The organism is Streptomyces sp. Wb2n-11 (assembly GCF_001049855.1).
Lineage (GTDB): Bacteria > Actinomycetota > Actinomycetes > Streptomycetales > Streptomycetaceae > Streptomyces > Streptomyces altiplanensis.
Genome location: NZ_CVPB01000001.1, coordinates 3,393,584 through 3,418,437, shown reverse-complemented (window position 1 = coordinate 3,418,437; position 24,854 = coordinate 3,393,584). Strand labels below are relative to the sequence as shown.

Genomic DNA, 24,854 nt, shown 5'->3' with positions numbered 1-24,854 from the left:
CCCTGTCGTATTCCAGGGTGGTCCGCGGCTCCCCGCGGACCACCCGCGCTCCCGTTCAGGCGCCGCGCCGCTGCTCCGGCGCCACGTGCGCCGTCAGGCCGAACGCCTCACGGTGCAGGGACGGCGGGCCCTGCTCCCGTGCCCCGGCCGCCCGCCCGGCGCCCTTTCCCCGCCCCCTCCACCGCATCCGCGAAACCAGTGGCTCGGTCCAGCGCGCCGCCAGGGGGCCCAGGAGGACCAGGATCAGGACGTACGCCGTCGCGATCGGCCCGATCCGGGGCTCCGTCGCCACCGCCAGGCCCGCGATCACGATCGAGAACTCGCCCCGCGCCACCAGCGCCCCGCCCGCCCGCAGCCGGCCCCGTGTGCCGATGCCGGCCCGCCGGGCGGCGTACCAGCCGGTGAGGATCTTCGTGAACGCCGTCACGACGGCCAGCAGCAGCGCGGGCAGCAGCACCGGCGGGATGCCCGCCGGATCGGTCGACAGGCCGAAGAAGACGAAGAAGACGGCGGCGAAGAGGTCCCGCAGGGGTGCGAGGAGCGTGCGCGCGCCCTCCGCGACGTCCCCCGACAGCGCGATGCCGACCAGGAACGCGCCGACCGCCGCCGAGACCTGGAGCTGCTGCGCGACACCGGCCACCAGCACCGTCAGCCCGAGTACGACGAGCAGCAGCATCTCGGGGTTGTCGGACGACACGGCCCGGCTGATGAGGCGCCCGTGGCGCAGCGCGACGTACAGGACGATCCCGACCGTGCCGAGCGCGATCACCAGCGCCACGCTGCCGCCCGCCAGGCCGACGCCCGCGAGCAGCGCGGTCAGCAGCGGCAGGTAGACCGCCATCGACAGGTCTTCGATCACCAGGATGCCGAGCACGGCCGGGGTCTCGCGGTTGCCGAGACGGCTCAGGTCGGTGAGTACCTTGGCGATGACCCCCGACGACGAGATCCAGGTGACGCCGGCGAGCGCGACGGCGGCGACCGGCCCCCACCCGAGGAGGAGCGCGGCGGCGGCGCCCGGTGTCGCGTTGAGGACGAAGTCCACGGCCCCCGACGGATATTGGGTCCTGAGGCTGGTGACCAGCTCGGACGCGCTGTACTCCAGCCCGAGCAGGAGCAGCAGCAGGATGACGCCGATGTCGGCGCCGACGGCCACGAAGTCCTCGCTGGCGTCGAGCGGCAGCAGCCCGCCGTGCCCGAAGGCGAGCCCGGCCAGCAGGTAGAGCGGGATGGGGGAGAGGCCGACCCGTTCCGCCAGTCTGCCGATGAGGCCGAGCGCGAGGATGAGCGTTCCGAGTTCGATCAGCAGCGCGGCGGTGTTGTGCACGGTTCAGCCCCCCGCGATGATCCCGGCGAGCGCGTCGGCGCCCTCGCGCGTGCCGACGACGACCAGCGTGTCCCCGACGCTCAGCCGGAAGTCCGGCCCGGGCGACGGCGTCACGGCGGTCCGCCGGAGTACGGCGACGACCGAGGCGCCGGTGCGGGTGCGCGCCCGGGTGTCGCCGAGCGGCCGTCCGACGTACGGCGACTTGCCGGTCACGGGGATGTGCTCGGTGACGAGGTCGACCCCGTCCGTGCGCACGGCGTGGCCGGGCTCCGCGTCGATGAGGTGGGAGAGGGCCGTGGCCTCGTCGGGCGTCAGGGGTACGGAGAGCAGGCACGCGTCGGGATCGTCGCGGTCGTAGAAGCCGAGGAAGCGCCGCCCGTCCTTGTGCGCGACGACGGAGATGTGCTGACCGCCGTCGGTGACGAAGTCGTACTGCGTGCCGACGCCCGGCAGCGTGGTGCGGCGCGTACTCATGCTCTGCCTCCCGGTCTGCTGCCCGGCCACGGCGAGGAGGGACTTCCGGGCGGCGGCCGAAAGCACACAAAGCGGCCGGCTGCTTTGCCTACGCATTACCCTACTCCGGGCTCGTCCGGGGCTCCTGTCGGACGTAAGGGCAGCTCAGGGGCCGGAACACAGGGCAGTGGCGCTCCCGGACCGGGCCAAGAGCGCCACCGCCTTGTGTTCCGGGTGTCCCGGGGGTTCCGGGTGATCCGGTGTTCCGCTCCGCTGCGGGCCGGACCCGTGGGGCGGAGGACCGAGTACGGAGGTCCCCCGTACTCCGCCGGTGGTGATGAGCCGGGCGACCGCCGGCGTTCGGCCGGGCCGGTGGTGCCGGACCGCGGCGGGCGGGCCCGCCCCCGGCTCCTTCGGCCGGGGAGAGGCCGTCAGGGGCGGCAACCGGCCGCCGGGCCCTCTTCACCGCCGCCTTCGCCGCCCCGCTCGGACTGCTGCGGCTCGTGCCGCTCCAGGGACGGGTCCACGGCGGACGGGTCGGACGAGCGGGCGACTTCGGCGCGCAGCATGGCGTTCAGGGCGGCATACGGATCGATGGGCATGGCGAACGTCCTTACGGTCGAGGGGGTTCAGCGCTGAAGCGGGGAAGTGGCGCGCGGCGCGGCGGCGCGCAGGCGCGGTCCTCCTCAGCAGCGCAGCACCACACACCGCCGTACCGCGCACGCCAACGGCCCCTCGACCGGCAGCGCCACGTCCCCGGACCGGGCCGTCCGGTGCGGGAGCCGGCCCCCGGCCCGCGCACGCCGGTACGGCGCCACCACCCCCGCCCCCGCCGTGCTGCGGCCCCGCGCGCGCCCCCGCCGGACCTCGCGGGACCCCACGCCGCCCCCGCGCACCTCACTGTCGGCGGTGTCCGACGGCTGGCCCTCGGCCCCGGCCCCCAACGCCGATTCGGCGACGGGCACCACCGGCGACCGGGCCTGTACTGTGCCCCTCTCGCCCAGCACCGCGGCGAAGACCGCGGTGAGTACCAGCAGCGCCGTCAGCACACCGCGTCGCACCGCGCGCGGGACCGGGCCGGGGCACTTGGCAGGCATGTGCGTCTGGTCCCACGACCGGGCCGGTTCTTAGCGGTACGACACCGAAGTCCCCCCCACCGGTCTAGCGCCGTAAGGCTTTCGTCACCGGAAAGCAGGGGCCGGAGCGGGCTTCGGGGCGTTGAATGGGCGCATGAGTCGCATACTCGGCAAGCCCGGGGTCATCGGAGTGCTGCTCGTCGCCGTGGTGGCGGCCGGCGCGGGTCTGTACTGGTTCCAGCCGTGGAAACTGTGGGTGGACGACACGGTGCGGGACGAACTCCCCGTAGCGGCCCCCGCGACCCCGCCGGCCCTCCCGGGCCCCGGGGCGGCCACCCCGGACGCCCCCGCCACCCCCTCCGCCCCCCGGATCCTCGCCTCCGGTTCCCTGATCAGTCACGAGCACCGCACCACCGGTACGGCGAAGGTCGTCCGGCTCCCCGACGGCTCCCGCACCCTGCGCCTGGAGAACCTCGACACCAGCAACGGCCCCGACCTGCGCGTCTGGCTCACCGACGCGCCGGTGAAGGAGGGCAGGGCCGGCTGGCACGTCTTCGACGACGGCACGTACGTCAGCCTCGGCAGGCTGAAGGGCAACAAGGGCGACCAGAACTACGCGCTGCCCGCCGGCCTCGACCTGAAGGGCCTCACCAGTGTCAGCATCTGGTGCGACCGCTTCGACGTCTCCTTCGGCGCCGCCGAGCTCACCGCCCCCGCGTGACCGGTCGCCTCAGCCCGGCAGCACCATGGCGAACGTCACCACGCTCCCGTCCGCCCCGTCCGCCCCGGCCGCGACGACCAGCCGGTCCGTGATCAGGCGCGTGAGCCACAGCCCCCGGCCGCAGTGGCTGCCGCCGAGCCCCGGCGCCAGCTCCGGGATGACGGAGGAGGTGAAGCCGGGACCCGAGTCGCTGACCGTGCATTCGAGCGCGCCGGAGGCGCGGCGCAGCAGCAGCCTGCCGCTCCCGCCGCCGTGCTCGACGGCGTTCGTCGCCACCGCGTCCGCCGCCAGGACGAAGTCGCCCCTGCGGGGCTCCGCCAGTCCCGCCCAGGCGGCGTACTGGTCGACCAGTACGCGCAGCCGGGGCAGGTCGTCCTGGACGAAATCGAGTTCCAGCAGCCGTTCCTGCGGCCCGCCGCCGTTGAGGTGTGCCCCTTCGGTCACCATTCCCGGGCCACCTCCGTCAGCGTGAGGTGCCGGACCCCGCCCGAACCGAGTCTGCGGAGCAGCACCGCCTGTGCGGCGCCGCAGCGCACCTCGACGCCGCCGTGTCCGGAGGCCCCGGGGACGCGGTGGCCGTGATCGACGAGGTCGATGAGATCGAGGGCGCACCGTGCGCCGAGAAAGTGCAGAGACCCCAGATCCACCAGCAGCCGGGACCCGGCGGTCCGGTCGAGGGCGGCGCGCAGGGCGGTCGCGAAGGGTTCACGCGTGGCGTGGTCGGCCTCGCCCGCGATCCTGACCGAGTCGTCCGCGTGCAGGACGCGCAGCTCCCCGAGGGCGGAGAGGAGCGAGCGGGGGTGTGCGTCGGACATGGCGTCGAGTACGTCGCTGTCGAACGCGCGCCGGTCGTAGGAGCAGACCTCGTTGTAGGGCCGGCCGTCGAAGAGGTGTCCGGCGTGGGACTCGCGGTACGTCATCGTGGCGACATCGGCGTCGAGGTCCGCCACCCAGTGCATGTCGATGAACGCCCGCAGTCCCCGGTACCCCTGCGCGACGGCGAGCGAGGTCTCTTCGCGGAGGCGCTCCCACTGCCGCTCGGGAGTGAAGCGGCGATCGGGCCGGATGAGCGCGCGCATGCTGCTGTGCGTCAGCTGTCCCCGTCCGCGGGCCTCGGCGAGCAGCGGACTGGTCCCGTCCAGACGCAGGCGTACGGCGTCGGGGTCGAGCTGTGGCGCCGCGAAGACGATCACCTTCTCACCGCGCGCCAGTCCGGTGCGGGTGTAGGCGACGAGCGCGCCCCAGTTGGCTTCGTCGTCGTCATAACCGAGGAACGCGTGGTCGCCCGCCCGCATCCCCTGAACGGGCAGGAGGCCCGGATGTGCGTCTGCCCGTTGGTCCATCGCTTCCAGGGGTCCCTTCCCGCTCTCCGCCCACCCTATGGATACCGGACCGGTCCGGTCAGCCGTACCGGAAGCCGGACGCCGGCACCCGAAAGAGGCGGCCGCGATGCGGGCCCCGGCCGCCGCCCGCATCGCGTGAGCGGCCGCCAACCCACGTGACGGGGACGGGAGTCCGTCCTAGGATCATCCGCACGGCATCGCGTGTCGGTCACCGGTCGGGTGAGGCATGGAGGTAGCCCGTGAGTTTGCCTTACGGAGGCATTCCACCGTGTCGGTACAGCTGAATCACACCATCGTCCACTCCCGGGACAACCGGGAATCAGCCGAGTTCTACGCCCGCGTCCTGGGCCTGGAGATCTCGGCCGAGTGGGGCCCGTTCATCGCCGTGGAGCTGAGCAACGGCGTCACTCTGGACTTCGCGACCGTCCCCGCGGAGTCGATCACCGTCCAGCACTACGCCTTCCTCGTCACGGAGGAAGAGTTCGACGGCGTCTTCCAGCGCGTCGAGGACGCCGGAATCACGTACTACGCCGATCCGCACGGCAAGCAGCCGGGCGAGATCAACCGCAATGACGGCGGTCGCGGCATGTACTTCATGGATCCGTCCGGCCACGGCCTGGAGGCGATCACGCGCCCGTACGGCAGCGGCGAAGAGAAGCAGGGGTGAGGCGGTAACGCGGTAACGCCCTGAGAGGAGGGGAGCCGGGAAGACGTTCCCGGCTCCCTTTCACCTTTTCTGCGGGTTCCGCGGGCCGTAGTGGCTCAGGAACATGTCCACGCCGCCGGTGATCAGGCGCTCGGTGAGGCCGCCGTCGGTGGTCGTGCCGTACGCGCCGAGCGCGCACCGGCCGTCATTACATCGGGCGAACGAGGCGAGGAGCCCTCCGGGCGGGCGCGTAGACAAGGTCGCCGGACGAGGCGGTGCCTCGGCGAGCAGGCCATGGCCACCCTCAAGGACTGGCGGATCCCGCGGAAACCCCGCCGGGGCACCCACCGCATCACAGGTTTCGTGAGGGCCGTCCTCGCCCTTCACCGCGTATCAACGTGAGATTCGAAAAGGCTCACCATGATCCAGATCTCCGAATGCGGGCAGCGCAGATTTGCGGCGTTCACCGGTGCGCATATCCATATGGCTTGCCGGTCGGTGCACAGGCCGCGCGCACGCTACGCAGAAGGGACTTCCCCCAGGCCCCCCGTCGTGGGTGCCTGGGGGACCTCATGGGTCCTCATGGGCCCGCAGGGGGCTCTTGTCCCCATGGGCCCTTCGCAGTGAGGGGCCGTCCGCCTCCCCGACCGGCCCGGTGCCCCGCACGCGATCAGAAGAAACAACGCACTTCGGAATGGTGTCCGAATAGGGAACCGGTCGCACCGAGGCCAGTCCGGAGAATTCCGAATTTCCCTTCCCTTAGGCTCGGTACGCGGCGGTGATTGCGATGCGGTACCGCCCCACCGAATCAATGCGAATGAAATTTCGAACCATCAGCCCTTGGGGAAAACGTGCGGCCCGATCACCTCGACCAGCCCGACCTCCGCGGAATTCGCCTGCCCCTGTCGACGAGTCAGCGCGAGATCTGGTTCGGCGAACAAATGCACGCACACGGCGCGGCCTTCCGTATCGGTGAGTACCTGGAGATCCACGGCCCGGTGCAGCCGCGGCTGTTCGAGGAGGCGGTGCGCAGAGCCGTGGCGGAGGCCGAGCCGTTCAACGTGCGGTTCGTGGAGGACGGCGGGGCTCCGTGGCAGGTGCTCGACACGGTGCGGGACTGGCCGTTCCCCGTGGTCGACGTCAGCGGCGAGCCGGATCCCCGGGCGGCCGCGGAGAAGTGGATGCGGGAAGAACTGCGGCGGCCGGTGGATCTGGGGCGCGGTCCTTTGTTCTCGTACGCGTTGTTCGCACTGGGGCCGGATCGGTTCGCCTGGTACCAGAGTTTCCACCACATCATCACCGACGCGGCGGGGGCCGTCCTGGTGGTGCGACGGGTCGCCGAGCTGTACACCGCGCTGGTCGGCGGAGTCGAGGCGGCCGAGCATTCCTTCGGTTCACTGCGGTCGTTGCTCGAACGCGATGCCGCGTACCAGTCGTCGCCGGAGTGCGCCACCGACCGTGCGTACTGGACCGAGCGGTTTCTCCGTTGCCAGGACCCGCCCCGGTTGTCCGGCCGCACCGGTGGCTCCCCCTCCCCCGTCACCCTCCGCGAGACCGTGCGCCTGTCCGAGGAGGAGGCCGTCCGGTTGCGCCGTGCGGCCAGGGACGCCGGCACCCACTGGTCCGTCATGGTGATCGCCGCCACGGCGGCGTACACGCACCGGGTCACCGGTGAACGGGATGTCGTCATCGGCCTGCCGGTCACGGCGCGCACCGACGCCGCGCTGCGCGCCATGCCGGGGATGTCCGCCAACCTCGTGCCGCTGCGTCTTGAGGTGTCGGCGGACCTGCGCGTCCGTGATCTGCTGCGGCAGGTGTCGCGCGAGGTCCGGCGGGCGCTGCCGCACCAGCGCTACCGCTGCGTCGACATCGCCCGTGACCTGCGGCTGCCGGACAGCGGACGCGGTTTCGCGGGGACGCAGGTCAACATCATGTCCTTCGGCTACGACTTCACGTTCGCGGGACACCGGGTCACGGCCCACAACCTGTCCAACGGGGTCGTCGACGACCTCGCCGTGATGGCGTACGACAGGTCGGACGGCACCGGCATCCGCATCGACCTCAACGCCAACGCCGGGCTGTACTCCGAGGACGACCTGGCCGGGCACCGCGCACGCTTCGTACGGCTGCTGGACGCCTTCTGCGACGCCTCCCGCCCCGATCGCACCGTGGGCGGTTCGGGCCTGCTCTCCGCGCAGGAGCGGCAGTGGGTACTGGTGGAGTGGAACGACACGGCCCGGGAGGTGCCCGACACCACCCTGCCGGAACTCCTCATGGCGCAGGCCGCGCGCACCCCCGACCGGCTCGCGGTCCTCCCGGCGGACGCGGACCCGGCGGCCCCCACGGACCGTACCGACCACGCGGACCACGGTGACCGGCCGACGACGTACGCCCGGCTGAACGCCGCCGCCGAACGGCTCGCCCAGCTGCTCGCCGCCCGTGGTGCCGCTCCCGGCCGTACCGTCGCCGTCGGCCTCCCGCGCTGTACGGAACTGGTCGTCGCTCTGCTCGCCGTGCTCAGGACCGGCGCCGCCTACCTGCCGCTGGACCCCGACCAGCCGGCCGAGCGGCTGGGCCGCATGGTGACCGACGCCGGGCCGGAACTCCTGGTCACCCGGTCGGACAGTACGGCGGCAGCGCCACTCGTCCCGGCGGACGCGGTGCCGCGGCTGCTGCTGGACGACCCGGCGGTCGCGGACGTCCTCCATGGCCACCCCCGGGCCGGGGACGGTCGTCCGCTGCCCGCCGCGCGGCCGGAGGACCCGGCGTACGTGATCTACACCTCCGGGTCCACCGGCCGCCCCAAAGGCGTGTCCGTGCCGCACCGGGCCATCGTCAACCGCCTGCTGTGGATGCAGGACACCTACCGCCTCACCGGCGACGACCGGGTCCTGCAGAAGACCCCGGTCGGGTTCGACGTGTCCGTGTGGGAGTTCTTCTGGCCGCTCATCAGCGGCGCCACACTCGTCCTGGCACGGCCGGGCGGCCACCGCGACCCGGCGTATCTGGCGCGGGTCGTGCGCGAACAGCACATCACCACCGCGCACTTCGTCCCTTCCGTACTCGACGCCTTCCTCGCCGAACCGGACGCCGCCCGCTGTCCGGAGCTGCGGCAGGTCTTCAGCAGCGGCGAGGTGCTGCCGCGCGGGACGGCCGACCGGTTCCACACACTGCTCCCACGGGCGGAACTGCACAATCTGTACGGGCCCACGGAGGCCGCCGTCGACGTCACCCACCACCGGTGCGTGCCGGGCGCCCGCGGACCGGTACCGATCGGCAGGCCGGTGTGGAACACGCGGTTGTACGTGCTGGACGCCGCCCTCCAGCCGTGCCCCCCGGGCGTGCCCGGTGAGCTGTATCTGGCGGGCGCACAGCTGGCCCGCGGCTATGTGGGCCGACCGGAGCTGACCGCCGAACGGTTTCCCGCCGATCCGTTCGGGGAGCTCTTCGGTGCCCCGGGCGCCCGGATGTACCGCACCGGTGACCTGGCCCGCTGGCTGCCGGACGGCTCCGTCGACTTCCTCGGCCGCACCGACGACCAGGTCAAGCTGCGCGGTGTACGGATCGAACTGGGCGAGGTCGAGGCCGCCCTGCGCGCCCTGCCCGGTGTGGCACAGGCCGCGGTGACGGTGGCCGGTGAGCGGCTGATCGGTTATGTCACCGAGACGGCGGCGGGCGGCGACCGTGGCGGCGTGGACCTCGCCGGGGCGCGGCGGGACCTGGCGCGCACCCTGCCCGAGCAGATGGTCCCCGCCGATCTGGTGGTGCTCGACACACTGCCGCTGAGCCCGAGCGGCAAGTTGAACCGCAAGGCGCTGCCCGTGCCGGTTCCGGTGCCGGAGCGCGCCGCGGTCGCGTCGCGTGCGCCGCGTGCGCCGCGCGACGAACGGGAGGAGCGGCTGTGCGCGCTGTTCGGCGAAGTGCTCGACCTCGGCGGCGTGTCCGTCGACGACGACTTCTTCCAGCTCGGCGGGCACTCGCTGCTCGCCTCCCGGCTGGTGGCCCGCGTCCACGAGACGCTCGGAGCGCGACTGCCCGTCCGTGCCGTGTTCGAGGCGTCCACGGTGGCGCAGCTCGCCGAGCGGCTGCGGGGCCCGGACGGGGCGGAGGTGCCCGAGCAGTACCGGGGCCGGCCGGCCTCACGGGGGCCGGGGGAGGCGGGACGGAAGGAGGAGCCGGCCGCCCGGCGCCGGTCCGGCGCACCCGGACGCCGGGACCGGCTCGACCCCCTGCTGCCGCTCCGCGCGGGGGACGGCGGTGTGCCGCCTCTGTTCTGCGTCCATCCCGGCAGCGGTCTCGGCACCCCTTACGCGGCCCTGCTGCGCCATGTGGAACCCGACCGGCCCGTCCACGCCCTCCAGGCACGGGGGCTGAGCGACCTCGGTGGCGTACCGCCGTCCAGCGTGGAGGAGATGGCCGCCGACTACGTGCGGCAGATCCGCTCGGTCCGGCCGGCCGGCCCGTACCACCTGCTGGGCTGGTCCTTCGGCGGACTGGTGGCTCACGCCATGGCGACTCGGCTCCAGGACGAGGGGGAGCGCGTCGGCGTGCTGGCGGTGCTCGACGCCTACCCCGACAACAAGCGGGCCTTCGCCGGCCTGCCGGAGCTGAACAGGCGGCAGTGGCTGCGGCTGCTCCTGGACGACCTCGGCGGCGAGCTGGGCCCGGGCGGCGGATGGGGCGGCCCCGGCGGTGACGGCCGGCACGACGGAGTCCCGGCCACCGGCCCGGCGGACACGGCGGGGCCCGTGAACGCCGAGGACGCCGTGAACGCCATGGGCGCCGGGGACGTCGAGCGGTTGGTGGACACGGTGATCCGTGAGGCCGGGCTGCCCGCCCACCTGTTCCAGGGCCGGACGACCTTTCCTCTCCTGGACGTCATGCGCAACAACGTGAAGCTCATGAGCACGTTCGAGCCGGGAGTCTTCCGGGGCGACCTGCTGCTGTTCACCGCGGACGAGCCGATCCCGGGCCACCGCCGCGATCCCGCGCACACCGCGTGGGAGTGGCACCGGTACGTGGAGGGCGCCGTACGGACGCATGGCGTACCGGCGCAGCACTTCCACCTGCTGGGTCCTCGGGCCACGGCACAGGTGGGCCCGCTGGTGGCTACGGCTCTCGGCGAAGCCGAGGGACGGACATCGCGGCGGGACCGGGTTGCGCCGGTGCGCAAGCGGTGAGCGGTGGCGGTCCGGGTGCGGTGCGGCGACGGCCACCCTGAAAGGCGGACGCCTCCTGCGGGAACCCCGCTGTTGGCAAAGGCCCGGAGCCTTCGGACGATGCCAGAGAAATAGACCCTTTTGCCGAGTTTCCTCGACGCGGTCCGGTCGTTACGGATATCGACGGCTGTGCGCCGCGACTTGACCAGTCGACAACGAGTGCGTCAGCCAGTGGTTCTCAGTCCGGACGACATGTCCGGCCGATCGAACTTCCCTCATCGCGCGTGGGCAATCGGCTCACTCGCACGCATCAAAGACAGGGAATGGCAAAGTGCGACAGGTATTGAGCAGAAGCGTTTTCGCTGCGGCGGCCGCCTCCGGGGTCCTCGCCATGACCGGCGGCTACGCCCACGCGGATGTCCAGGCACACGGCGGGGCCGGCAACGCGCCCGGTGTCGGAGCCGGCAACACGGCCCAGAGCCCCGCACACACGCCGATGAACATCTGCGGCAACACCGTCGACGCCGTCGGCGCCCTCAACCCGGCGGTCGGCAACGACTGCGCCAACGGCGCGAAGGACGAGCCGTCGTCCTACCGGGACCACGACAGCGGTTCGTCCGGCAAGGGGCACCCGGGCAAGGGGCACCCGGACAGGGACCACCCGGGCCTCCCGGACCACTCGGACCGGGGTGACGGGCACTTCGAGGGCGGCCACCTCGGCGGCGGGGCCCCCGGTCATGGGTGGTCGGGCGAGGAGCCGCCCTGCGACGAGGCGCCGGGCGGGAAGCCGCCCGTCGGAAAGCCGCCCGTCGGCGGGGACCCCGGCGAGGAGGGCCCCGGCGAGGAGGGCCCCGGCGAGGAGGGCCCCGGCGAGGAGGGCCCCGGGAGCAAGCCGCCGGCCGCGAAGCCGCCGGTCGACGCGGAGCCCGGCGGGGAGACTCCCGGGAGCAAGCCGCCCGTCGGGAAGCCGCCCGTCGACGGGCCTCCCAAGACCCAGCCGGCCGTGCACGAGGTCCCGGCGGCCGGGACTCCGGCCGGCGAGGCCCCTGCGAAGGAGACCCGGGTCGTCGGAGCCCCGGCGCTGGCCCACACGGGCGCCGGTGAGATCGGAGCCGCCGCCGCGATCAGTGCCGCGCTGCTCGGTGGCGGAGTGCTGATGGTCCGCCGTCGCGGGGCCGCGCGGGTCTGAGCCGCGGGTCACCGGCGTGTCCGATGGAGCGGGTTCTCCGGAGCCCGCTCCATCGCCGTGTCCGGACCTCTTCCATCCCGGCATCCGGGTGAATCACAAGAAGCGCCCCGGGCTTCAGTTTCTCTCCGTCCGGGCCTTCGTTAGTCCAGGTGTAAGTGGCACGGAACAGCAGCGTCAGAGTGTCGTGGGATTCGTGGTTCGCGGGTTTACGCCAGCACAAAAAGGATTACTGGAATGAAGTACATGAAGGCCGCTTCGGCTGTTGCCATTTCGATGATCGCTGCTGGAGTGGCGTCGCCGGCCGTGGCCGCGGGCCAGCTGGGCGCTGCTGGAGTGGCGTCGCCGGCCGTGGCCGCGGGCCAGCTGGGCGATGCTGTCGTCGAATCCGTCCCGCGGACTGCGACCGAGGCCGTACAGCACCTCAAGGAAGGCGATTCCAAGAAGCTGGTGCTGGAAGGTGCCGAAGGCGCCATGGAGGCCACCCGGGCGCTCGGCGGCCTGCCGCTCGGGGACTGAGGGAACGCCTGCGCTTCTGCACTCCTCGCCCTCCTTGTGCTCCTGGGTGAGGCCGCAGGGCTGTGAAGGCCGGCACGTACGCCATTCGGTGTGCGTGCCGGCCTTCTTCGCGCGCGTACGGGACGGGACGGGGCGTGGTCACGGCCGTGCCGGCGCGGGGGTGTCGCGGGCGCCGATGCGCAGGTGCTCGATGTGGTAGACGGCCTCGTCGAGGAGCTGGGCGACGTGGCTGTCGTACAGGCTGTAGACGATCCGGCGGCCCTGCCGGGCTCCGGTGACCAGGCTCAGCGCGCGCAGCAGCCGGAGCTGGTGGGAGACCGCGGACTGCTCCATCCCGACCGCTTCGGCGAGCTCCGTCACGCCGCACGGGCTCTGGCGCAGCCGGGTCAGGATCATCAGCCGGGACGGGGTGGCCAGGGCCTGGAGCGTGGCGGCGATGGTGGCGGCGGCGTCCGCGTCCAGGTGGCCCGTGGGTGTGGCGCGTGCGTCGACTCCGTGTCCCATGCGCCCATCGTATCGGGGCATACGGAACAACGAGTGAAGAGCTCTTCATGTGTTCCGTTATGGTGGTGAGGTCCGCCCGTGCCTGTGCGCCCGGTCCGATCCTCTGTGAGACCTCTGTGAGAGGGGCCCTTCGATGGCTTCCCCCGTACTCGACGGCCGGGCCGCCGGTGACCGTCCCGTCGCCCGGCTGCTCGCCGCCCCGCCGGTCCCCTCGCGCCGTACGAGGCTGCTGGCGCTGCCGGAGGTGCGGTGGGCGGCGCTGTCCGCCGTCGCCTTCCTGCTGGCCTTCCCGCTCGACCTGGCCGGCGCCCCGGCGTGGGCCTGGGGACCGCTCTACGCGCTCTGCTACGTGTCCGGCGGCTGGGAGCCGGGGTGGGCGGGGCTGCTGGCGCTCAAGGAGCGGAGCCTCGACGTCGACCTGCTGATGGTGGTCGCCGCGATCGGGGCGGCGGCGATCGGGCAGTTCCTCGACGGGGGGCTGCTCATCGTCATCTTCGCGGTGTCGGGGGCGCTGGAGGCGCTGGCCACCCGTCGCACGGCCGACTCGGTGCGGGGGTTGCTGGACCTGGCCCCGGCCACGGCCGTACGGCTGAAGGGTGCTGACGCGGGGGAGGACGCGGGGGAAGAGGTGGTGGGGATCGGGGAGTTGCGGGTCGGCGACCTGGTGCTCGTACGGCCGGGTGAGCGGCTGCCCGCCGACGGTACGGTCGTCGCCGGTGCCGGTGAGGTGGACCAGGCGACCATCACCGGGGAGCCACTGCCGGTGACCAAGCAGGCGGGCGACGAGGTCTTCGCGGGCACCCTCAACGGCACCGGGGCGCTGCGGGTACGGGTGGCCAAGGACGCCTCCGCGTCGGTCATCGCCCGCATCGTGGAGATGGTCGAGGAGGCGAGTGGGACCAAGGCGCCGACGCAGCTGTTCATCGAGAAGGTCGAGCAGCGTTACTCGGTGGGCGTCGTCGTCGCCACGCTGGCGCTGTTCGGGGTGCCGCTGGTGTTCGGGGCGGACTTCGAGGAGACGCTGCTGAGGGCCATGACGTTCATGATCGTCGCCTCGCCGTGCGCGGTGGTGCTGGCGACCATGCCGCCGCTGCTGTCCGCCATCGCCAACGCCGGGCGGCACGGGGTGCTGGTCAAGTCCGCTGTGGTGATGGAGCGGTTGGGCGAGGTCACGCGGGTGGCGCTGGACAAGACCGGCACGCTGACGGAGGGTTCGCCGCGGGTCGCCGGGGTGCGGGTGCCGGTGGCTGCCGGTGTGTGGGAGGAGGACGAGGTGCTGGCGCTGGCGGCCTCCGCCGAGTACCCCAGCGAGCATCCCCTCGCGCGGGCGGTGGTCTCCCTGGCGGTGGAGCGCGGCCTGCGCCTCGATCCGGCCGAGGACTTCTCCTCGGCGCCGGGGCGCGGGGTGCGGGCGGTCGTCGGTGGCCGGGAGGTCCGGGTGGGGAGCCCGGCGGCGCTGCTGGGGGGCGCGGACGCGAGCGTGGGTGCGGGCGCGGGTGCGGGTGCGGGTGCGAGCGGGGGTGGGGGCGCGGGCACGGGGGCGGATGCGGTGCGTGGTGAAGCTGGGGTGATCGTGGCCGAAGTGGAGGGGGCGGGGCACACGGCCGTGGTGGTGCTGGTCGAGGGGGTTCCGGCCGGGGTGCTCGCGGTGGAGGACCGGGTGCGCGCCGGGGCGGGCGAGGCGGTCGCCGCGCTCGGGCGGCTGACCGGGTCGGCGCCGGTGCTGCTGACCGGCGACAACGAACGAGCCGCCGGGAAGCTCGCCGGCGAGGTCGGCATCACGCGGGTACGGGCCGGGCTGTTGCCGCAGGACAAGGCCGCCGCCGTACGGGAGTGGGAGACGGCGGGCGAGAAGGTGCTGGTCGTCGGTGACGGGGTCAATGACGCGCCGGCCCTGGCCGCCGCGCACACCGGGGTCGCGATGGGGCGGGCCGGGTCGGATCTGGCGCTGGAGACGGCCGACGCGGTGGTGGTGCGCGACGAGCTGGCGACGGTTCCCGCTGTCGTCGCGCTGTCGCGGCGTGCGCGCCGGCTGGTGGTCCAGAACCTCGTCATCGCTTCGGTGTGCATCGGGGCGCTGGTGATCTGGGACCTGGTGGGGCACCTGCCGCTGCCGTTGGGGGTCGCGGGGCACGAGGGGTCGACCGTGCTGGTGGGGCTGAATGGGCTGCGGCTGCTGCGGGAGTCGGCTTGGCGGGGTGCGGTGCGCGACGCGTAGCGAGTGCGGTGCGGGGGCTTTGGGGTCGGTGCCGTGCCGGGGCGTCTCCTCGGGTGCCGAACGTTCGGGCACCGGGTTCCGCTTCGGGGTGGTGGTGTTCGACACCCTGCGGGGAGCGCCCCGGCACGTCCCCTCCCGGCACCGTGGCACGCGACGCGGGGCAAGGAAAGACCTGGTGAACGCTCAGGCGGTGTACTGGCTCGGCGCCTTGCCCACTGTGGCGGTCACCGGCGGCTCGGTAACCCACCCCGGTGCTCCGGGGTGGGCAGTGCCGCTTCCTTGAGCTTCCTGTCGCACACGTCCGCCTCGCCGCCCTCGTGCGTCGCCACGGCGGAGGGGAGGGCGGCGGTGGCTGCTGACCGGATGACGCTTCAGGGTCACTCCGAGTTCGCGATGACCTTGCGTACGTTCTCCAGGCTTCCGCAGTTCTCCTTGATCAGCCGGTCGCGCTCACGGACGAACGCCGCGCCGAGCTCCGCCCGTCGCTCGTCCTTCACGAGTTCCCTGGCGTGGTTGAGGAGCGTGCGTTCTTCCTCGTCCGTGTGGTGGGAGATGGCCTGCGAGAGCTCCTCCAGCTTCTCGTCCCACTCGTCCGAACCCACCTCCGACACCTCCAGCAGCGCCGCCAGGGCCTTGTTGCCCTCGGTGTGTTCCTCCTCGCCGTGCTCGACCTCCTCGTCGTCGACCTTCTTGTAGCGCCGCAACGCCGGATAGACCTCGGCCTCCTCGGCCTCGCCGTGCGCGATCAGCAGGTCCGCGAACTCGCTGAGCGCGGCGGCCCGGTCCGCCTCCACACTCCGCATCGCGTGGAAGAGGTCCTCCATCCGCCGGTGGTCCTTGAGGATCAGCTCCACCACATCGGTCGTGCCGGCAGTGCTCCGGGTCATTCCGTCCGCCTCCTGGGTACTGGGATACGTCGTTCGATCCGCCTTCCCGGCATTTCGCCCGTCACTCTCCAGCAGTTGCCGTGGTGAGCGGCGCGGCCCTACGGTCGGGGCGATGAGCCAGGAGCGCGGCGAAAACCGGTGGAGCGGGCGGGGGCGTGTTCTGGCCGCAGTCGCCGTGGCGGTCGCCGGTCTCCTGGTTCTCCATGCCGCCGTGCCCAACGGGGGTGGCCGTTTCGGCAGCCTCCTGGAGACGTTCCTGCCCTGGCTCGGCCTGACGGTCCCCGTGCTGCTGGTCCTGTCGTTGCTGCGCCGTTCCCGCCTCGCCCTCCTGGCACTGCTGCTGCCCGTCGCCGCCTGGCTCGGCGGTTTCGGCGGACTGCTGCTGCCGGCGGAGGATCCGGCGGCGTACGACGTCGTCGCGGTCCAGCACAACGTCAGCGACGAGAACGCCGACCCGGCAGGCACCGCGCGGGCCCTGTTGAAGAAGCGCCCCGGCCTCATCGCCCTCGAAGAGCTGACCCCCGGCGCGCTGCCCGCCTACGCGGCGGCGCTGGCGCCGGAGTACCCCCACCACGGGGTGGTGGGGACGGTCGGGATCTGGTCGAAGTACCCGCTGGCGGGAACGCGGCCTGTGGACATCGGGCCGGACGGCGTCGGGGCGGACTGGAACCGCGGCCTGCGGACCGAGGTGCGGATGCCGGAGGGCGGTCCGGTCGCCGTGTACGTCGCCCACCTGCCGTCCGTACGTCTCGGACCGACCGGCTTCGGCACCGGGTGGCGGGACGAGAGCGCCGCTCTGCTGGGCGCCGCCGTCGCCGCCGAGCCCCTGGACCGGGTGGTCCTGCTGGGCGACCTCAACAGCACGGTGGACGACCGGGGGCTGGATCCGGTCGTCCGGCGGATGGACACGGCGGACCGGGGCTTCGCCTTCAGCTGGCCCGCCCGGTTCCCCGTGGCGCGGATCGACCAGATCATGACCCGGAAGGCAACCGTCACCCGGGTGTGGTCACTGCCCGCCACGGGCAGCGACCACCTGCCGATCGCCGCCCGCATCAGGTTTTAGCGACGCACTCGAACCACACCGTCTTGCCGTCCCTGCCCAGTACCGGAGACACCCCCCACCGGTCGCTGACGGCCTCCACGAGTGCCAGCCCCCGCCCGCCGTCGTCCAGCGGCCCGGCGCTCCTCGCCTTCGGAAGCCGTGGGCACGTGTCCGCCACCTCCACGCGTACGCCGTCCTCCGCGCGGAGGATCAGCACCGAGCAGTGTCTTCCGGGCACATGGCGCACGACGTTCGCCACCAGCTCCGTGAGCGCCAGCTCCGCCGCGTCGGAGACCTCGTCGAGTGCCCAGTTCATGAGGTACGACCGCAGGATGCGCCGCAGATGCCGCGCCGAGTGCTCACCCACGGTGAAGTTCGCCCCGTAGCATGAAGGCTCAACTTCCCTGCTCTGTTCATCAGTTACGTGATTCACATCACCAGAATGTGGCCTCCTGGCTACGCTCGGCTACGGCTAGAAGAAAACATTACGTTGTGTGAGCTTGTTCTTGAGCCAGGGAGAACCCGCATGGCCAACATCCGTGACCTCGATCCCCACGCCTCCGCGCTCGACTGCTACGGCGCCGAACTGCGCCGTCTGCGGGAGGCGGCGGGGCTCAACCAGAAGCAACTCGGCTCGATCATCTTCTGCACGGCGTCCCTGGTCGGCCGGATCGAGACGGCCCGCAAGGTGCCCACGCGCGCGTTCTCGGAACGCGCGGACGCGGCGCTGGGGACGGAGGGGACACTGAGCCGGCTGGTCGGTCTGGTGCTGCGGAGCCAACTGCCGTCGTGGTTCCGGCCGTACGCGGAGATGGAGGCGCGGGCGGCGTACATCTCGACCTATCAGGCGCAGGCGGTCTACGGCCTCTTGCAGACGGAGGAGTACGCGCGCACGCTGCTGAGCGTGGACAATCCCGACAGGGTCGATGAGCTGGTGTCCGCGCGCATGGACCGACAGCGCATTCTGAGGCGCGAAAACCCGCCGGCCCTGTGGGTCGTACTCGATGAGGCACTGCTCCACCGCGAGGTCGGCGACCGCAACATCATGCGGAACCAACTCGCCCACCTGTTGACCTTTCTGGAACAACAGTGGGTTCAAGTCCAGGTGTTGCCTTTCTCGACAGGCCAACACACCGGGATGATGGGCTCATTCACTCTGCTGCGCTTTGATGGCGATCCGGACGTCCTCTACTCGGAGAGCTATGACTCGGGACACATGACAGCGAATTCCCAAGTGATCAGAAAACGTTCGGTCGGATACGCTCGCTTGCAGGCTGCGGCTCTCTCTCCTGAGGGCTCGGCTGCCTTGATCGCCCGCGTAATGGAGGATCGCTATGGGGACCAGTCAGAGCCTGGCAGGCGCACGGTGGCGTAAGTCGTCCCGCAGCGGAACCAGCGGCGGCGAATGCGTCGAGTGCGCCCCGCTCGGTACCGCACAGTGGCGCAAGTCCAGCTACAGCGGCAACACCGGCGGCGACTGCGTCGAGGTCGCCGGTCTCGCCGCTCACGTCGCCGTCCGGGACTCCAAGAACCCCGAAGGCCCCGCCTTCACCGTCACCCCCGCAGCGTTCGCCGCCTTCGTCGCGGCGGTGGCGGCTTCGGCCCGTTAGAGGCTGATCGCCGCGCAGATCTTCTTGCCGCCCTCGGAGGTCGGGGTGACCGTGACGAAGCGGGCCAGGAAGTTGACGAGGGTGAGGCCGTAGCCGCCCTCGTATCCCGTGATGTCGGGATAGCGGGGGCGGGGGCGTGCCGGGCTCGGGTCCTGCACGGTCACCTGCACCGTGGTCCGGCCCGCGGCCAGGCGCAGTTTGGTGATGCCGCCCGCGTGCCGCAGTGCGTTCGTGACCAGCTCGGAGACCACCAGCACCACGTTGTCGGTGGTCTCCGGACCGGGCGCCTGGGCCAGACCGGACAGGAACGCGCGCGTGGCGTCGCGCGCCTCGCCCGCCGTGGTCGGGCGGACCGTCCGGTGGGCGAGGCGGACCCTGTGGTCACTGTGGTCACTGACGGCATGCGGGTGGTTCATGTCATTCACCCTCGGTGGCAGGAGATCAATATCCGGTGACCTTGGGGCTTCTGCCCGGTTTTACAGCGTGTTAACTTCAGCCCTCGTCCCGGCCGAACCAGTCCAGGCACACGACGAGGGCGTCGTCGGCGGTGTCCGCGTCGGTGTCGCGGGTCGACGCCAGTTCGCGCAGGACCGCGCGGGGGACGGCCGCGGCGGGCAGGAGGCTCGCCGCCTGGATGGCCCGTGCCAGGGCCCGTTCGCCGTACGCCTCTCCGGCGCGGGTCGCGGCGTCGTACACGCCGTCGCTGACGAAGACCAGCCGGTCGCCGGGGAGCGCGTGGAAGTCCTGGGCGACGTACGCCGTCTCGTCGAACATGCCGAGCGGGAGCTGCGCCTCGAAGGGCACACGTTCGACGGTCCTGTCGCGCTGGCGCCACAGCTGGGGGGACCCGGCGTCGACCACCTGTGCCTGGCCGGTGGCCAGGTCGAAGGAGAGGATGAGGGTCGAGACGTACGCCGCTCCGCGGTGCTGGCCGTAGATCGCCTGGTCGGCGAGCGCGGCCTGGTCGGCGATGCCGATGCCGGCGCGGCGGGCGTTGCGCAGCGCGTTGACGGCGAGGTTGGTGAGGAGAGACGCGTCGATTCCCTCGCCCATTCCGTTGGTGACGGTGAGGGTGAGGGTCTCCGCGGTGGTGGCCCAGTCGAAGTTGTCGCCGTGGATGGCGTACGCCGGCTCCAGCTGGGCTCCGATGGCGTACTCCTGGCGGGCGCAGGCGCGGCCGGGCAGGAGCTGCCACTGCATTTCGGCGGCCAGGGTGAGGCGGCTGACACGGCGGGCCTGGAGGTACAGATCGGTGTCGCGCTCGGCGACGATGATTTCGTGGCCGAGGAGTTCGGCGATCTCGGTGAGTTCTTCGATGGCCTCGGGCGTGCATCTCTGTCTGGAAAGTCTCACGGTCAGGATGCCGAGGCGGTCCCCGCGCACGGTCACCGGGAGGTGCAGGGCCACCGTGCCGTCCCCGGCGGCGTACTGCCCGTACGGCTCCTGGCTGCCGAAGGCGCGGCCTTCGGGGCTGGAGTGGACGGGGAGGGCCCGCGCGGTGTGGGGCAGGGCGGTGACGGGCTGGAGGACCGTGAGGCTGTAGTCGGCCATCAGCAGGTCGACGGCGACCGCTTCGTAGTGCTCGACCAGTGCGGCACGTGCCGTATCGAGGAGGGCGTGCGGCGCGGCGGTGCGGACGGCGCGCTCCACGGCCAGGAAAGACGTCACGGTCGGTTGGCCTCTTTTGTCAGGAGTGGGGTACTGGGAGTGGACGCGAACTGTTGACAAGCAGGGAGTGTTGCTAAGTGGCAACTGTTCGCCCTAGGCTGATTCTGCCGCACCATCGGGGCAGCCGCGTCGGCACCAGCCGGTTCCGCTGCCACATCTGAGGGGCCAGTTGTGCACACTTGTAGCACCGATCAGCGCATGCTCCTTGTCAGCCATCGATCCGAGCGCGCTCATATTCTCGCTCTGCGCGGCGAAGTGGACCTGGATTCCGTCGAACCCCTGCGCCTGGCGCTGGACGGCGCCGGGCGCCAGGGGGAGGAGCCGGTCGTGCTGGATCTGTCGGCCGTGCAGTTCGCCGACACCGCGATGATCAACGCGTTGCTGCGGGCGCGTCCCCGGCTCGGGAACCGCCTGCGCATCGCCGCGCCCTCGGCGCTGGTCATGCGTCTGCTGCGGGTCCTGGGACTGGACACCGCCTTCATCATCCGCGACAGCCAGGAGGCGGCGGCCGGCGCCATACCCGGGCCGTAGCCCGGGGGCGGGCGTCAGCGGCGGGGCAGCTTCACCACGGTGACGAAGAAGTCGTCGATCTGACGGATGGCCAGGATGAACTGGTCGAGGTCGACGGGCTTCGTCACGTAGGCGTTGGCGTGGAGCTTGTAGCTGCGCAGGATGTCCTCCTCGGCCGAGGAGGTGGTGAGGACGACGACGGGGATGAGGCTGAGGTCCGGGTCGGACTTGATCTGCTCCAGCACCTGGCGGCCGTCGTACTTCGGCAGGTTCAGGTCGAGGAGGACGAGGTCGGGCCGCGGCGCGTCGGCGTACTGCCCGCGCCGGTAGAGGAAGTCGAGGGCCTCCAGCCCGTCCCGTACGACGTGGAGGGTGTTGCCGATCTTGTTGTCCTCGAACGCCTCGCGGGTCATGAGCTCGTCGCCCGCGTCGTCCTCGACGAGGAGCACTTCTACCGGCTCGGGCTGCGGGGTGGTCATGCGGGGCCTCTTCCAGTGATGGCGTGGGCCTCCTGGGGCCCTTCGGCGGACGGCTCCGAAGCCGTCTGCGGCGCGGCGTCGGGGAGCGTGAAGACCAGGCGGGTGCCTTCGGCGCGCGTGGTGTCGATCCAGATGCGCCCGCCGCTGTGCTCGACGATCTTCTTGCACAGGGACAAGCCTATTCCGGTGCCCGCGTAGGTGTCGCGGGCGTGCAGGCGCTGGAAGATGACGAAGACCTTGTCGGCGAATTCGGCGGGGATGCCGATGCCGTTGTCGGTCACCGTGAACTGCCAGAACCCCGGCTCCTCTCCGCGGTCGACGGTGACCTCGACGTGCGGCGTGCGCTCCGGGGAGCGGAACTTGATCGCGTTGCCGATCAGGTTCTGCCACAGCATGGTGAGCAGGGTCGGGTCCCCCGTCACCTGCGGCAGCTCCTGCGGCCGGTCGACGCGCGCGTCGCTCTCCTCGATGGCGGCGGCCAGGTTGCGTACGGCCCGGTCGACGACCGTGTCCAGCGCCACGGTCTCCTGGGCGTCGTTGAGACGGCCCACGCGGGAGAAGGTGAGCAGGTCGTTGATGAGGATCTGCATGCGCTTGGCGCCGTCGACCGCGAAGGCGATGTACTGGGTGCCGCGCTCGTCGAGCTGGTCGCCGTAGCGCTTCTCCAGCAGCTGGCAGAAGGAGGCGACCTTCCGCAGCGGTTCCTGGAGGTCGTGCGAGGCGACGTAGGCGAACTGCTCCAGCTCCTCGTTGGACCGGCGCAGTTCGACGGCGTGGGCGTCGAGGTCCGCCGCCTGCCGGGACAGCGCGGCTTCGCTGGTCTTGGAGGTGGTGAGTTCGGTGACCACGCGCAGGCGCATCGCCTCCACCGCCCGGGCGACCGCCTGGAGGTCGGCGGGGCCCCGGGCGGGGATGTGGTGGTCGAAGTCCCCGCCCGCGACGCGCCGGGCGGCGGTGCGCACCGCCGCGAGCGGGCGGACGACGGTGAAGTGCAGGAGGGCCGCCAGCGCCACGCCGGTCAGCAGGAACGCGGCCAGGACGGCGTAGAGCGCGCGGTCCCGCTCGGAACGTGCCTCGCCGAGGGCCGCGCGCGCCCGGTCGCGGTCCTGCTCCAGCCGGGCCTGCTGGGCATCGAGCCGTTCGCGTACCACGTCGAAGGCATGCTTGCCCTCGGCCACGGAGGAGGCGGCGGCGTCGTCGGTCTCCCGCTCGCCGGCGATGGCCGGGGCGGCGAAGTCCTCGCGCCAGGTGCGTACCGCCCGGTCGATCGCGCGGAGGTCGGCGGCCTGGCGGGGTGAGTGGCGGGTCAGCTCCACCAGCCGTTCGCGCGCGCGGGTTTCGGCGGTGATTCCGCGACGGTAGGGCTCCAGCAGCTTTTTGTCGCCGGTCAGGAGGTAGCCCCGTACGCCGGTCTCCTGGTCCAGCAGGGCGGCCTGGAGCTGGAAGGCCTCGGCGCCGGCCGGGGCGATGCGGTCGACCAGGTGGTCCGTGGCCTCGGCGGTGCGCGACAGCACGGCCGCTCCCACCCCGGCCGCGACGACGGTCAGGGTGCCCATGACGGCCAGGGCGAGCAGGAACCAGCCCCGCACGGTCAGGCGCCGGGACGGCTCGGAGCCGGCGGCCGGGTGCTGGTGCTGTACGGGTGTCACGTGGTGCTCTTCCATTCCAGGTGAAGTACGGCGACGTCGTCGGCCAGCCCGCCGCTGTCCGCCGCGAGCGACTGCGCGGTGTGGATGAGGGAGTCGACGAAGGCGTCGGCGGGCCGGTGCGCGTGGCGGCGGGCGATGTCGAGGAGCCCCTGCTCGCCCAGGCGCTCCGTGCCCTGCCCGATGCGCCCTTCGATCAGGCCGTCGGTGAACAGCACCATGGCCTCGCCGACGGCCACCGGCAGGGGGGTGACCGGCCACCTGGCCATACCGGGCAGCAGCCCGAGCACCGGGCCTCCCGGGACCTCCTCCAGGTGTACGCCGCCGTCCGGCGAGCGCATCAGCAGGCCGGGGTGACCGGCCCGCAACACGTTCACGTGGCTCTCCCCGGCGGTGTGGCTCAGGCAGGTGAGGGTGGCGAAGATCTCCGGTCCGGAGCGTTCCGCGACGAGCATCCGCTCCAGCAGGCCCAGCAGTTCCTCGCCGCGGGCCCCGGCCAGTACGAACGACCGCCAGGCCACGCGCAGGCACACGCCCAGGGCGGCTTCGTCGGGGCCGTGGCCCGACACGTCGCCCACCACCGCGTGCGTCGTGCCGTCGGGGGTCTGCACGACGTCGTAGAAGTCCCCGCCCAGGAGGGCCTGGGCGCGGCCGGGCTGGTAGCGGGCGCAGACCTCGACGCTCTTGTCGAGCAGGAGGGGGTGGGCAGCAGGCCGCGTTCGAGACGGGCGTTCTCCTGGGCGCGCAGCTGGCCGGTCTGGAGGGCGGAGGCCGCCTGCTCGGTCTGCTTGCGCTGGATCGCGTAACGGATGGCGCGTACGAACAGGTCCGCTTCCAGCCGTCCCTTGATGAGGTAGTCCTGGGCGCCCGCCGCGACCGCCGCCAGCCCGGACTGCTCCTCGGCGAGTCCGGTCAGGACCACCACCGCGGAGCCGTCCGCGTGGCCCAGGACCTTCCGCAGGGCCTCCAGGCCCTGGGCGTCCGGCAGGTGGAGGTCGAGCAGGATGCAGTGGGGCATCTCCGAGGACAGCTGGTCGAGGGCGTCCGCCAGCGACCTGGCCCAGCGGAGTTCTATGGAGACGCCGCCGTCGGCCACCAGCTCCTCGACGAGCAGCGCGTCGCCGGGGTCGTCCTCGATGAGCAGTACGGTCGGCTGTTCCCAGTTCCACAGCGCGGTGTGGGCAGGATCGGAGACGGTCCCCATGTCAGGGTTCCTCCTCTCACCGCGGCCGACCTGGTCCGCAGGGCCGCCCGGTGCGTCCGTGAAGAGGGTAGAACGATTATTTGTCTTTTGACAACAATTGCCGTGTGGGATGCGCTCGGACACCCGGGTCTCCGTCCGGTTGTCAGGCGGGGCGCACCACGCGCATACGTGCGTCGTCCGCGGCGCCGCCGTGGATCACCGAGGCGGCGGCGTCCCCGAACGCGGCGAGACCGGTGGCCAGCTGCGCCAGGGCTTCGGGTGACATCATCTCGAGTACGGGGCGGAGTTCCCGCACCTGGCACTCGCGCACCTCACCCAGCAGCGCCCGTCCCGGCCTGCTCAGGTACAACTGCACTTCGCGGCGGCTGGCCGGACTGAGCCGCCGCTCCACCAGGCCGGCCGCCTCCAGGCGGTCGCACAGCCGGCTCGTGGCGGGAGGACTGGACCCCAGCGCCTCGCCCAGCGTCCGCAGGTTGCCGCCCTCCAGACGCTCGATCGCCTGCAGCGCGCGAAGCTGCGAGGGCGAGATCGGTCCGGCGGGAGCCTTCGGCTGCGCCCTTCCCCAGAGAACCGCGAGCAGATCCGTCACGTCGGAAGCGGTGTGCGCCAGGTCTTGCGGGCACGACGGATGGCTGGGAGGCATCGTTCCACTGTGCCAC

25 protein-coding genes and 2 pseudogenes are annotated in these 24,854 nt (G+C 72.0%); 11 read left to right on the top strand and 16 right to left on the bottom strand.

Translation table 11 applies throughout. The annotated features are described in order from the left end of the window. Window positions 1-55: 55 nt before the first annotated feature. The 4 genes from BN1555_RS15525 to BN1555_RS15515 all read right to left on the bottom strand — a co-directional run bounded on the left by BN1555_RS15525 (window position 56) and on the right by BN1555_RS15515 (window position 2,874). Window positions 56-1,324: a cation:proton antiporter gene (locus tag BN1555_RS15525; protein WP_093799941.1), complete on the bottom strand. Its 1,269-nt coding sequence runs from the start codon at window positions 1,322-1,324 to the stop codon at window positions 56-58. A 3-nt stretch (window positions 1,325-1,327) separates the two neighbouring features. Beyond that, a complete protein-coding gene (locus BN1555_RS15520; RefSeq protein WP_093803423.1) occupies window positions 1,328-1,798 on the bottom strand; it encodes a cation:proton antiporter regulatory subunit in 471 nt (156 codons plus the stop codon). Between the two features lie 410 nt (window positions 1,799-2,208). Continuing rightward, window positions 2,209-2,379: a hypothetical protein gene (locus BN1555_RS38975; RefSeq protein ID WP_176710046.1), complete on the bottom strand. Its 171-nt coding sequence runs from the start codon at window positions 2,377-2,379 to the stop codon at window positions 2,209-2,211. Window positions 2,380-2,463: 84 nt separating this feature from the next. Next, window positions 2,464-2,874, bottom strand: coding sequence for a hypothetical protein (locus tag BN1555_RS15515; RefSeq protein ID WP_141662856.1), 411 nt, complete (start codon window positions 2,872-2,874; stop codon window positions 2,464-2,466). Between the two features lie 133 nt (window positions 2,875-3,007). Between BN1555_RS15515 and BN1555_RS15510 the strand changes: the two genes are divergently transcribed. After that, window positions 3,008-3,574: a DM13 domain-containing protein gene (locus BN1555_RS15510; RefSeq protein ID WP_093799939.1), complete on the top strand. Its 567-nt coding sequence runs from the start codon at window positions 3,008-3,010 to the stop codon at window positions 3,572-3,574. A gap of 9 nt (window positions 3,575-3,583) precedes the next feature. Here the strand turns inward: BN1555_RS15510 and BN1555_RS15505 are convergent, their stop codons facing one another. Both BN1555_RS15505 and BN1555_RS15500 read right to left on the bottom strand, forming a co-directional pair. Next, window positions 3,584-4,021 (bottom strand): ATP-binding protein, encoded by a 438-nt coding sequence (locus BN1555_RS15505; RefSeq protein ID WP_093799938.1) that lies wholly within the window; start codon window positions 4,019-4,021, stop codon window positions 3,584-3,586. After that, the gene (locus BN1555_RS15500) at window positions 4,015-4,917 is read right to left on the bottom strand and encodes an MEDS domain-containing protein (protein WP_093799937.1); all 903 of its coding nucleotides are present in this window, start codon (window positions 4,915-4,917) and stop codon (window positions 4,015-4,017) included. Before BN1555_RS15500 ends, BN1555_RS15505 begins: the two co-directional genes overlap by 7 nt. Before the next feature lie 268 nt (window positions 4,918-5,185). On the opposite strand from BN1555_RS15500, the gene BN1555_RS15495 reads away from it, so the two are divergent. After that, window positions 5,186-5,584 carry a VOC family protein gene (locus BN1555_RS15495; protein WP_093799936.1) on the top strand — a complete coding sequence of 133 codons (399 nt, stop codon included), beginning with the start codon at window positions 5,186-5,188 and terminating at the stop codon, window positions 5,582-5,584. Between the two features lie 60 nt (window positions 5,585-5,644). Here the strand turns inward: BN1555_RS15495 and BN1555_RS38970 are convergent, their stop codons facing one another. Continuing rightward, a complete protein-coding gene (locus BN1555_RS38970; RefSeq protein WP_176710045.1) occupies window positions 5,645-5,821 on the bottom strand; it encodes a hypothetical protein in 177 nt (58 codons plus the stop codon). A 15-nt stretch (window positions 5,822-5,836) separates the two neighbouring features. On the opposite strand from BN1555_RS38970, the pseudogene BN1555_RS40370 reads away from it, so the two are divergent. The 4 genes and pseudogenes from BN1555_RS40370 to BN1555_RS15480 all read left to right on the top strand — a co-directional run. Then, window positions 5,837-5,965 (top strand): annotated as a pseudogene (locus BN1555_RS40370) (IS5/IS1182 family transposase); the annotation flags it as partial. Between the two features lie 449 nt (window positions 5,966-6,414). Further along, complete coding sequence (locus BN1555_RS15490; protein ID WP_255306048.1) at window positions 6,415-10,743, top strand: amino acid adenylation domain-containing protein; 4,329 nt, start codon at window positions 6,415-6,417, stop codon at window positions 10,741-10,743. 322 nt (window positions 10,744-11,065) lie between these two features. Then, window positions 11,066-11,911: a chaplin gene (locus BN1555_RS41310; RefSeq protein WP_304364349.1), complete on the top strand. Its 846-nt coding sequence runs from the start codon at window positions 11,066-11,068 to the stop codon at window positions 11,909-11,911. A 234-nt stretch (window positions 11,912-12,145) separates the two neighbouring features. After that, window positions 12,146-12,427: a hypothetical protein gene (locus tag BN1555_RS15480; RefSeq protein ID WP_093799934.1), complete on the top strand. Its 282-nt coding sequence runs from the start codon at window positions 12,146-12,148 to the stop codon at window positions 12,425-12,427. A 138-nt stretch (window positions 12,428-12,565) separates the two neighbouring features. On the opposite strand, the gene BN1555_RS15475 is transcribed toward BN1555_RS15480, so the two are convergent. After that, window positions 12,566-12,931, bottom strand: coding sequence for an ArsR/SmtB family transcription factor (locus BN1555_RS15475; RefSeq protein WP_093799933.1), 366 nt, complete (start codon window positions 12,929-12,931; stop codon window positions 12,566-12,568). Between the two features lie 133 nt (window positions 12,932-13,064). Between BN1555_RS15475 and BN1555_RS15470 the strand changes: the two genes are divergently transcribed. After that, the gene (locus BN1555_RS15470) at window positions 13,065-15,149 is read left to right on the top strand and encodes a heavy metal translocating P-type ATPase (protein WP_093799932.1); all 2,085 of its coding nucleotides are present in this window, start codon (window positions 13,065-13,067) and stop codon (window positions 15,147-15,149) included. A 377-nt stretch (window positions 15,150-15,526) separates the two neighbouring features. On the opposite strand, the gene BN1555_RS15465 is transcribed toward BN1555_RS15470, so the two are convergent. Continuing rightward, window positions 15,527-16,036, bottom strand: a complete 510-nt coding sequence (locus tag BN1555_RS15465; RefSeq protein ID WP_093799931.1) for a hemerythrin domain-containing protein — start codon at window positions 16,034-16,036, stop codon at window positions 15,527-15,529. 112 nt (window positions 16,037-16,148) lie between these two features. On the opposite strand from BN1555_RS15465, the gene BN1555_RS15460 reads away from it, so the two are divergent. Further along, the gene (locus BN1555_RS15460; RefSeq protein ID WP_093799930.1) at window positions 16,149-17,099 is read left to right on the top strand and encodes an endonuclease/exonuclease/phosphatase family protein; all 951 of its coding nucleotides are present in this window, start codon (window positions 16,149-16,151) and stop codon (window positions 17,097-17,099) included. On the opposite strand, the gene BN1555_RS15455 is transcribed toward BN1555_RS15460, so the two are convergent. Further along, entirely contained in the window at window positions 17,089-17,445 is a 357-nt protein-coding gene (locus tag BN1555_RS15455) for an ATP-binding protein (protein ID WP_093799929.1), read from the bottom strand. The two genes, BN1555_RS15460 and BN1555_RS15455, sit on opposite strands and share 11 nt — an antisense overlap. 159 nt (window positions 17,446-17,604) lie before the next feature. Between BN1555_RS15455 and BN1555_RS15450 the strand changes: the two genes are divergently transcribed. Both BN1555_RS15450 and BN1555_RS15445 read left to right on the top strand, forming a co-directional pair. After that, a complete protein-coding gene (locus BN1555_RS15450; RefSeq protein ID WP_093799928.1) occupies window positions 17,605-18,453 on the top strand; it encodes a helix-turn-helix domain-containing protein in 849 nt (282 codons plus the stop codon). Further along, window positions 18,413-18,688 carry a DUF397 domain-containing protein gene (locus BN1555_RS15445; protein ID WP_093799927.1) on the top strand — a complete coding sequence of 92 codons (276 nt, stop codon included), beginning with the start codon at window positions 18,413-18,415 and terminating at the stop codon, window positions 18,686-18,688. The genes BN1555_RS15450 and BN1555_RS15445 overlap by 41 nt, the downstream gene beginning before the upstream one ends. On the opposite strand, the gene BN1555_RS15440 is transcribed toward BN1555_RS15445, so the two are convergent. Next, window positions 18,685-19,104, bottom strand: a complete 420-nt coding sequence (locus tag BN1555_RS15440) for an ATP-binding protein (protein WP_093799926.1) — start codon at window positions 19,102-19,104, stop codon at window positions 18,685-18,687. The genes BN1555_RS15445 and BN1555_RS15440 overlap by 4 nt on opposite strands. Window positions 19,105-19,180: 76 nt before the next feature. After that, window positions 19,181-20,356, bottom strand: a complete 1,176-nt coding sequence (locus tag BN1555_RS15435; RefSeq protein ID WP_093799925.1) for a PP2C family protein-serine/threonine phosphatase — start codon at window positions 20,354-20,356, stop codon at window positions 19,181-19,183. A 198-nt stretch (window positions 20,357-20,554) separates the two neighbouring features. Here BN1555_RS15435 and BN1555_RS15430 point away from each other — a divergent pair, with 198 nt between their 5' ends. Further along, window positions 20,555-20,887, top strand: coding sequence for an STAS domain-containing protein (locus tag BN1555_RS15430; protein ID WP_093799924.1), 333 nt, complete (start codon window positions 20,555-20,557; stop codon window positions 20,885-20,887). Window positions 20,888-20,901: 14 nt separating this feature from the next. Here BN1555_RS15430 and BN1555_RS15425 read toward each other — a convergent pair whose 3' ends face one another. From BN1555_RS15425 to BN1555_RS15410, 4 genes and pseudogenes are all read right to left on the bottom strand, one after another. Further along, on the bottom strand, window positions 20,902-21,345 hold the full coding sequence (locus tag BN1555_RS15425; protein WP_093799923.1) for a response regulator: 444 nt from the start codon (window positions 21,343-21,345) through the stop codon (window positions 20,902-20,904). Continuing rightward, a complete protein-coding gene (locus BN1555_RS15420) occupies window positions 21,342-22,901 on the bottom strand; it encodes a sensor histidine kinase (RefSeq protein ID WP_255306420.1) in 1,560 nt (519 codons plus the stop codon). Before BN1555_RS15420 ends, BN1555_RS15425 begins: the two co-directional genes overlap by 4 nt. A gap of 89 nt (window positions 22,902-22,990) precedes the next feature. After that, window positions 22,991-24,195 (bottom strand): annotated as a pseudogene (locus tag BN1555_RS15415) (PP2C family protein-serine/threonine phosphatase). A gap of 142 nt (window positions 24,196-24,337) precedes the next feature. Beyond that, window positions 24,338-24,838, bottom strand: a complete 501-nt coding sequence (locus BN1555_RS15410) for a MarR family winged helix-turn-helix transcriptional regulator (protein ID WP_093799921.1) — start codon at window positions 24,836-24,838, stop codon at window positions 24,338-24,340. Between the last annotated feature and the right edge of the window lie 16 nt (window positions 24,839-24,854).

Coding starts and splice junctions, on each gene's coding strand:
- BN1555_RS15520 (WP_093803423.1), bottom strand. CDS start 1,798: ATGAGTACGCGCCGCACCACGCTGCCGGGCGTCGGCACGCAGTACGAC.
- BN1555_RS38975 (WP_176710046.1), bottom strand. CDS start 2,379: ATGCCCATCGATCCGTATGCCGCCCTGAACGCCATGCTGCGCGCCGAA.
- BN1555_RS15515 (WP_141662856.1), bottom strand. CDS start 2,874: ATGCCTGCCAAGTGCCCCGGCCCGGTCCCGCGCGCGGTGCGACGCGGT.
- BN1555_RS15510 (WP_093799939.1), top strand. CDS start 3,008: ATGAGTCGCATACTCGGCAAGCCCGGGGTCATCGGAGTGCTGCTCGTC.
- BN1555_RS15505 (WP_093799938.1), bottom strand. CDS start 4,021: ATGGTGACCGAAGGGGCACACCTCAACGGCGGCGGGCCGCAGGAACGG.
- BN1555_RS15500 (WP_093799937.1), bottom strand. CDS start 4,917: ATGGACCAACGGGCAGACGCACATCCGGGCCTCCTGCCCGTTCAGGGG.
- BN1555_RS15480 (WP_093799934.1), top strand. CDS start 12,146: ATGAAGTACATGAAGGCCGCTTCGGCTGTTGCCATTTCGATGATCGCT.
- BN1555_RS15475 (WP_093799933.1), bottom strand. CDS start 12,931: ATGGGACACGGAGTCGACGCACGCGCCACACCCACGGGCCACCTGGAC.
- BN1555_RS15470 (WP_093799932.1), top strand. CDS start 13,065: ATGGCTTCCCCCGTACTCGACGGCCGGGCCGCCGGTGACCGTCCCGTC.
- BN1555_RS15465 (WP_093799931.1), bottom strand. CDS start 16,036: ATGACCCGGAGCACTGCCGGCACGACCGATGTGGTGGAGCTGATCCTC.
- BN1555_RS15460 (WP_093799930.1), top strand. CDS start 16,149: ATGAGCCAGGAGCGCGGCGAAAACCGGTGGAGCGGGCGGGGGCGTGTT.
- BN1555_RS15450 (WP_093799928.1), top strand. CDS start 17,605: ATGGCCAACATCCGTGACCTCGATCCCCACGCCTCCGCGCTCGACTGC.
- BN1555_RS15445 (WP_093799927.1), top strand. CDS start 18,413: ATGGGGACCAGTCAGAGCCTGGCAGGCGCACGGTGGCGTAAGTCGTCC.
- BN1555_RS15440 (WP_093799926.1), bottom strand. CDS start 19,104: ATGAACCACCCGCATGCCGTCAGTGACCACAGTGACCACAGGGTCCGC.
- BN1555_RS15430 (WP_093799924.1), top strand. CDS start 20,555: ATGCTCCTTGTCAGCCATCGATCCGAGCGCGCTCATATTCTCGCTCTG.
- BN1555_RS15425 (WP_093799923.1), bottom strand. CDS start 21,345: ATGACCACCCCGCAGCCCGAGCCGGTAGAAGTGCTCCTCGTCGAGGAC.
- BN1555_RS15420 (WP_255306420.1), bottom strand. CDS start 22,901: ATGGGCACCCTGACCGTCGTCGCGGCCGGGGTGGGAGCGGCCGTGCTG.
- BN1555_RS15410 (WP_093799921.1), bottom strand. CDS start 24,838: ATGCCTCCCAGCCATCCGTCGTGCCCGCAAGACCTGGCGCACACCGCT.